Origin of the sequence: Mycobacterium sp. (assembly GCF_049802695.1) — a bacterium.
Classification (GTDB): Bacteria; Actinomycetota; Actinomycetes; order Mycobacteriales; family Mycobacteriaceae; genus Mycobacterium.
The window spans coordinates 1-5608 of sequence record NZ_JBARMY010000373.1 but is presented as its reverse complement, the minus strand read 5'-3'; the positions used below and the strand labels follow the sequence as shown (position 1 = coordinate 5608).

The 5608-nt window shown below is 69.1% G+C and carries 6 protein-coding genes and 1 pseudogene; 4 read left to right on the top strand and 3 right to left on the bottom strand.

From position 1 onward, the window contains the following. The 4 genes from cbiT to WA317_RS15420 form a co-directional block, all read left to right on the top strand. Positions 1-754: precorrin-6Y C5,15-methyltransferase (decarboxylating) subunit CbiT (gene cbiT, locus WA317_RS15435; protein WP_425173861.1), on the top strand; the 754-nt coding region annotated here is incomplete at its 5' end. Beyond that, positions 751-1500: a precorrin-4 C(11)-methyltransferase gene (cobM, locus tag WA317_RS15430; RefSeq protein ID WP_425173860.1), complete on the top strand. Its 750-nt coding sequence runs from the start codon at positions 751-753 to the stop codon at positions 1498-1500. The genes cbiT and cobM, both read left to right, overlap by 4 nt. Next, entirely contained in the window at positions 1500-2243 is a 744-nt protein-coding gene (locus WA317_RS15425; protein WP_425173859.1) for a cobalt-precorrin-6A reductase, read from the top strand. The genes cobM and WA317_RS15425 overlap by 1 nt, the downstream gene beginning before the upstream one ends. 48 nt (positions 2244-2291) lie before the next feature. After that, positions 2292-2924, top strand: coding sequence for a TIGR03086 family metal-binding protein (locus WA317_RS15420; RefSeq protein ID WP_425173858.1), 633 nt, complete (start codon positions 2292-2294; stop codon positions 2922-2924). Positions 2925-3008: 84 nt separating this feature from the next. Here WA317_RS15420 and WA317_RS15415 read toward each other — a convergent pair whose 3' ends face one another. The 3 genes and pseudogenes from WA317_RS15415 to WA317_RS15405 form a co-directional block, all read right to left on the bottom strand. Continuing rightward, positions 3009-4481 (bottom strand): precorrin-2 C(20)-methyltransferase, encoded by a 1473-nt coding sequence (locus tag WA317_RS15415; RefSeq protein ID WP_425173857.1) that lies wholly within the window; start codon positions 4479-4481, stop codon positions 3009-3011. Next, the gene (locus WA317_RS15410) at positions 4478-5104 is read right to left on the bottom strand and encodes a precorrin-8X methylmutase (protein WP_425173856.1); all 627 of its coding nucleotides are present in this window, start codon (positions 5102-5104) and stop codon (positions 4478-4480) included. Before WA317_RS15410 ends, WA317_RS15415 begins: the two co-directional genes overlap by 4 nt. Before the next feature lie 4 nt (positions 5105-5108). Next, positions 5109-5608 (bottom strand): annotated as a pseudogene (locus tag WA317_RS15405) (precorrin-3B synthase); the annotation flags it as partial.

The window sequence follows — 5608 nt, the reverse complement described above, 5'->3', positions numbered from 1 at the left end:
GTCCGGCGACCACGCCACGGCCAAGACGCTGGCGGTGTTGCTGGACGCGCACGGCCGCGCGGACTCCGAGCTGACCGTCCTCGAGCAGCTCGGTGGCCCGCAGGAGCGCCGTCGCGACGGCACCGCGCGACAGTGGGCCGCTGATCCGCCCGTCGACATCGACGATCTGAACGTGGTCGCGGTGCGCTACCTGCCAGACGAGCGGGTGTCTCCACTGCCTGACGATGCGTTTCACCACGACGGGCAGATCACCAAACACGCGATGCGGGCGGTGACGATGGCGGCGCTGGCGCCGCGGCCCGGAGAACGGTTGTGGGATGTCGGCGCCGGCTCCGGCAGCATCGCTGTCGAGTGGTGTCGCAGCTGGCCCGGCTGCACCGCGGTGGGGTATGAGCGTGACATCTTGCGGCGCAACAGGCTTCACCGCAATATCGAGATGTTCGGTGTCAATATCGAACTGCGCGGCGAAGCGCCCGAAGCGTTCGAGGGCGCCGGGGCACCCTCGGCGATCTTCGTCGGCGGCGGCCTCACCCAACCCGGTTTACTCGACGCCTGCCTGCAGCACCTGCCCGGCGGCGGGCGGCTGGTCGCCAACGGCGTCACCGCGGAATCCGAAGCGTTATTGGTGCAGCATCATTCGCGCTTCGGCGGGAAGTTGCAGCGCTTTCAGCACTACCAGGGCGAGCCACTGGGCGGGTTCACCACCTGGCGTCCTCATTTGCCGATCACCCAGTGGGAGCTCACGAAGCGGTGACGGTCTATTTCATTGGCGCAGGCCCCGGCGCCGCCGACCTGATCACCGTCCGCGGGCAGCGGCTGCTGAGTCGATGCCCGGTGTGCCTGTACGCCGGTTCGATCATGCCCGACGATCTGCTGTCGCTGTGCCCGCCGCACGCCAAGATCGTCGACACCGGGCCGCTGACCCTTGAACAGATCATCGCCGAACTAGTGACCGCCGACGCAGCGGGCCACGATGTGGCCCGGCTGCATTCGGGGGACCCCTCGCTGTACAGCGCGCTGGCCGAGCAGTGCCGCCGACTCGACGCGGCCGGCGTCGGCTACGAAATCGTACCCGGGGTACCGGCTTTCGCGGCGGCTGCCGCCGCATTGAAGCGCGAGCTCACCGTGCCCGCCGTCGCGCAGACGGTGACGCTGACGCGGGTCGCGACGGTGTCGACGCCGATGCCGGCAGGTGAGGACCTCGCCGCGTTGGCCCGCTCCGGGGCCACCCTGGTGTTGCACTTGGCCGCCGCCCAGATCGAAGCCGTCGTCCCGCAACTGCTGGCCGGCGGCTACCGGGCCGAAACACCTGCTGCAGTCGTGGCTTTCGCGAGCTGGCCGCAACAACGTGTGCTGCGCGGCACTTTGACCGATATCGCCGAGCAGATGCACGATGCCGAGATCACCAAAACCGCAGTCATTGTCGTCGGCGATGTGCTGGCCGCGGAAGGGTTCACCGACAGCTACCTGTACTCGGTGTCGAGGCGACGGACACATTGATGCGCGTCTTGGTGCTCGGCGGCACCGCCGAGGGGCGGGCGTTGGCCGCCCGGCTGCACGTGAGCGTCGACGTCATCAGTTCGCTGGCCGGGCGGGTGCCCGATCCGGCGCTGCCCGTCGGCGCGGTGCGTATCGGCGGGTTCGGCGGTGTCGACGGCCTGCGGCGCTGGTTGCGCGACGAACGCATCGACGCCGTCGTCGACGCCACCCACCCGTTCGCCGCCACCATCACCGCCCATGCTGCCCGGGTTTGCCAAGAATTGCGGCTCCCGTATGTCGTGCTGGCCCGACCGGCGTGGGATCCCGGTGCGGCCATCATGGTGCCGTCCGACGATGAAGCGGCGCAAACCGTTGCCAATGAAGGCTTTTGCCGGGTCTTTCTCACCACCGGCCGATCCGGTGCGGCGCCGTTCGCCGGCAGCGGGGCCTGGTTTCTGATCCGCGCCGTCACCGCGCCCGACGCGGCAGCCTTGCCCCGTCGCCACCAACTGCTGCTGTCTCGCGGGCCGTACCGCTATGACGACGAGCACGCGCTGATGCGTGAGCACCGGATTGACGCGCTGGTGACCAAGAACAGCGGCGGCGATATGACCCGGGCGAAGCTCGACGCCGCGGCGGCGCTGGGCCTTCCGGTGGTGATGGTTGCGCGGCCGCCGCTGCCACCGAATGCGACGACGGTGACGACCGTAGCGGACGCGGTAAATTGGGTCCTGGCGAGCATCGGACGCGTGGCCCGGGAGTGATTTTGCTTTCATTATCACATTGCAGGCAAGGTATCTCCCAAGGTGAGCATGACGGATGTGGTCGATATGTCAGCTGTTTCGAGCCGCGAAGGCCGCGACATTGCCACCCTCCACTTAGCGGTGTGCCGACGTTTCAGCGACCCAGTCAGCCTCGGCGCCGGAAAGTGGGACCGTCCCACGCCGTGCCAGAGCTGGGACGCCCGAGCAGTGGTCGAGCACGTGATCGGCTTCCACGACATGCTGCTGCGGCCACTCGGATTGAAGCCGGATCGGCCTCGTGGCGACCCGCGCCGACGGTGGGAGCTGACGGTCGACCGGGTGCGCGAGGCGTTTGCCCGGGACGGCCTGTTCGGACGCCTCATCGCGATCCCTGCCGTCGGAACCAGCCCCGCCACCCAGCTCGACGCGACCTACCTGGTGCCGCGGCTCACTCAAGACGTTCTGGTGCACACTTGGGATCTGGCTCGCGCGGTCGAGGCAGACGACCGGCTGGATCCTGGCTGGTGCGCGATGTTCCTCAGCCGACTGCCCACAAACCGTAACGCCCTAACCGGAACTGGCATGTTCGCGGCACCGATCGTCGTTGACGACGACGCTGACATCCAGTCCAGGCTTCTTGCTGCCCTGGGTCGAGATCCGTCCTGGCAGCCGGGCACCCCAGCGCCGAGTGGCCAGCTATGACAAGTATTTTGGCGGCGCAAATCATGCGACACTGGAAGGTTTCGAGCGCCAAATCGCGATGGCCGAGGCGATGTCGGCAGAAGCCTATGACGGATAACGCCGCGGCGTGAACACCCGATCAACGGAATCCGTGGCGTACCACTGAGTCTGCGACGAGCCGACGATGAGCAGGCAACGCATGTCGACCTCGGCCGGGTTGAGGTCGCCCAACCGCACCACCGTGACGTGCTCACCCGGCCCGGACACGTCGCGGCCGATCACCACCGGTGTTCCTGGGTCACGGTGGGCGAGCAGCAGCTCGCGCATCGCGGCGACCTGCCAGGTCCGGGTCTTGGAAGCGGGGTTGTAAATCGCCAGCACCAGATCGGCGGCAGCGGCGGCGGTCAGCCGTGCGGCGATCACCTCCCACGGCTTGAGCCGGTCGGACAGCGAAATCACCGCGTAGTCATGGCCGAGCGGGGCGCCGACCCGGCTGGCGACGGCCTGAGCAGCCGTCATCGCCGGAATCACCCGCACGTCGACGCCCGGCCACTGCTTGGCCTCCTCGAGCACCGCGGTGGCCATCGCGAACACCCCGGGGTCGCCGGAGGACACCACCGCAACGGCGTGGCCCTGCTCGGCCAGCGAGCAGGCCAGTCGTGCACGGGCAGGCTCATCGGTGTTATCGCTCGGGTGGCGCTGTTGGCCATCGCGGACCGGTAAACGGTCCAGGTACGGGCCGTATCCGATCAGATCCGTGGCGGCGGCCAACTCACGGCGGCTCTGCGGCGTGATCCAGTCGCTGTGCCCGGGACCCATACCCACCACCGCGACGGTGCCGGGCTGCGAATCATCTCGCCGTCCGCCAGGCAGCAGCACCAGCGAAAAGTACGGCACGCTGGTCTCGTCGACGTCACCGGCGCGCAGCACCTGCTGTCCCGGTGTGCTGGCCCGCTCTACGTAGAACGCGTCGTCCAGCCGGCCCGCCTGCGAAATCGCTTCCCGCACGGCCGGAAACGAGCGCCCGAGTTTCATCACCACGGCGGCGTCGGTGTCGGCGAGCCGGCGCGCGAGTTCGGTGACCGGCAGCGTGCCCGGCAGCACCGACAACACCTCGTCACCGGCCACCAGCGGTGTGGCGGTCGCCGCCGACGCGGCACTCACCGACGTCACTCCCGGCACGATCACCGCGTCGAACCGCTCGGTGAGCCGGGTGTGCAGATGCATGTAGCTGCTGTAGAACAGCGGATCGCCCTCGGCCAGCAGCGCCACGTTGCGGCCTGCGGCCAAATGCGCGGCGATCCGTTCGGTGGCGTGAGTGTAGAAATCTTCCAGTGCCCCGGCGTAGCCGCCGGGATGGTCGGTGACCTCGGTGGTGACCGGGTAGACGAGATGCTCCTCGATCTGTCCGGGCCGCAGGTACGGCTCGGCGATAGCGCGGGCGATGCTGCGGCCGTGCCGGGCGCTGTGATAGGCGACCACGTCGGCTTCGCCGATCACCCGGGCGGCTTTGACCGTGACCAATTCCGGGTCGCCCGGACCCAGTCCGACACCGAAAAGTGTGCCACGGTAGGTCATTCGCGGCTCGCCGCGACGGAGTTGACGGCAGCGGCGGCCATCGCGCTGCCACCGCGACGGCCGGCCACCACCAGATACGACATGCCGCGCGGGCGGTCGATCAACTCCTGCTTGGACTGCGCGGACCCGACGAAGCCGACCGGTCCGCCCAGCACCGCTGCCGGTCCCGGCACGCCCTCGTCGACCAGTTCGAGCAGCCGGAACAGCGCGGTGGGCGCGTTGCCGATCGCTACGACCGCCCCGGCCAGCCGGTCAGCCCACAGTTCCACCGCGGCCGCCGATCGGGTGGTGTGTGTGCGGGCGGCCAGTGCGGCGGCGCGCGGGTCCGCGACCAGCGACACGACCTCGTTGGCGACGGACAACCGTGCAGTCGTGATCCCGGCGGCCACCATCGACGAATCGCACAGCACCGGAGCGCCATTCGCCAGCGCCGCCGCGGCGCGGATGACGACATCGTCGGTGTAGGCGACGTGTTCGGCGACGTCGACCTGCCCGCAGGTGTGGATCAGCCGGACCACGACACGTTCGACGTCGGACGGGAAACGGGTCAGATCGGCTTCGGCGCGGATGGCCGCGAACGACTGCCGGTAGATCTCGGCAGCGTCGCGAACGTAGTCCAGCACCCGCTCACCTTAGAGGCTGAGGTGGGCGCGCAACATATCCGTCTGCGGTGGCGACCAGCACCTCACCGCCTGGCGGGGCGCCGCAGGCCCGGTCGCAACCGACGAAGTGACGGTGCTGCGTGACCGTTTCGCCGCTTTCCGCCACAGCCGCGGCGTCGGCACGCACGTCGGCCGCGGAATGCTCGCAACCCGGACTGCCCACACAGGCGCTCACCGACAACCAGGGCGAGGCCTCGTCGAACACCAGTCCCATCGGCGCGAGCACCCGCAGCGCCACGTCGGCGACACCCGCGTCGAGATCACACACCAGCAGCGAGCGCCACGGCGTGATCACCAGCGGCGCCTCGATTGCGGCGAGGAACTCCGCGACGCGGGCCGGCAGCGAACCCAGCGGCACGGCCGCGCCGAGGGCGATCCGGCCGTCGTCCTGATCGATCCACCCCACCGGAGGACGAAGCGCGGGCTCGAAAGCCGGTCCTGTCCCGGCGCCGGGCAGTACATCGG

What these genes read in the sequence shown, in the direction of transcription:
- WA317_RS15415 (WP_425173857.1), bottom strand. Translation starts at nt 4,481, where the DNA reads ATGACCTACCGTGGCACACTTTTCGGTGTCGGACTGGGTCCGGGCGAC.
- WA317_RS15425 (WP_425173859.1), top strand. Translation starts at nt 1,500, where the DNA reads ATGCGCGTCTTGGTGCTCGGCGGCACCGCCGAGGGGCGGGCGTTGGCC.
- WA317_RS15420 (WP_425173858.1), top strand. Translation starts at nt 2,292, where the DNA reads ATGACGGATGTGGTCGATATGTCAGCTGTTTCGAGCCGCGAAGGCCGC.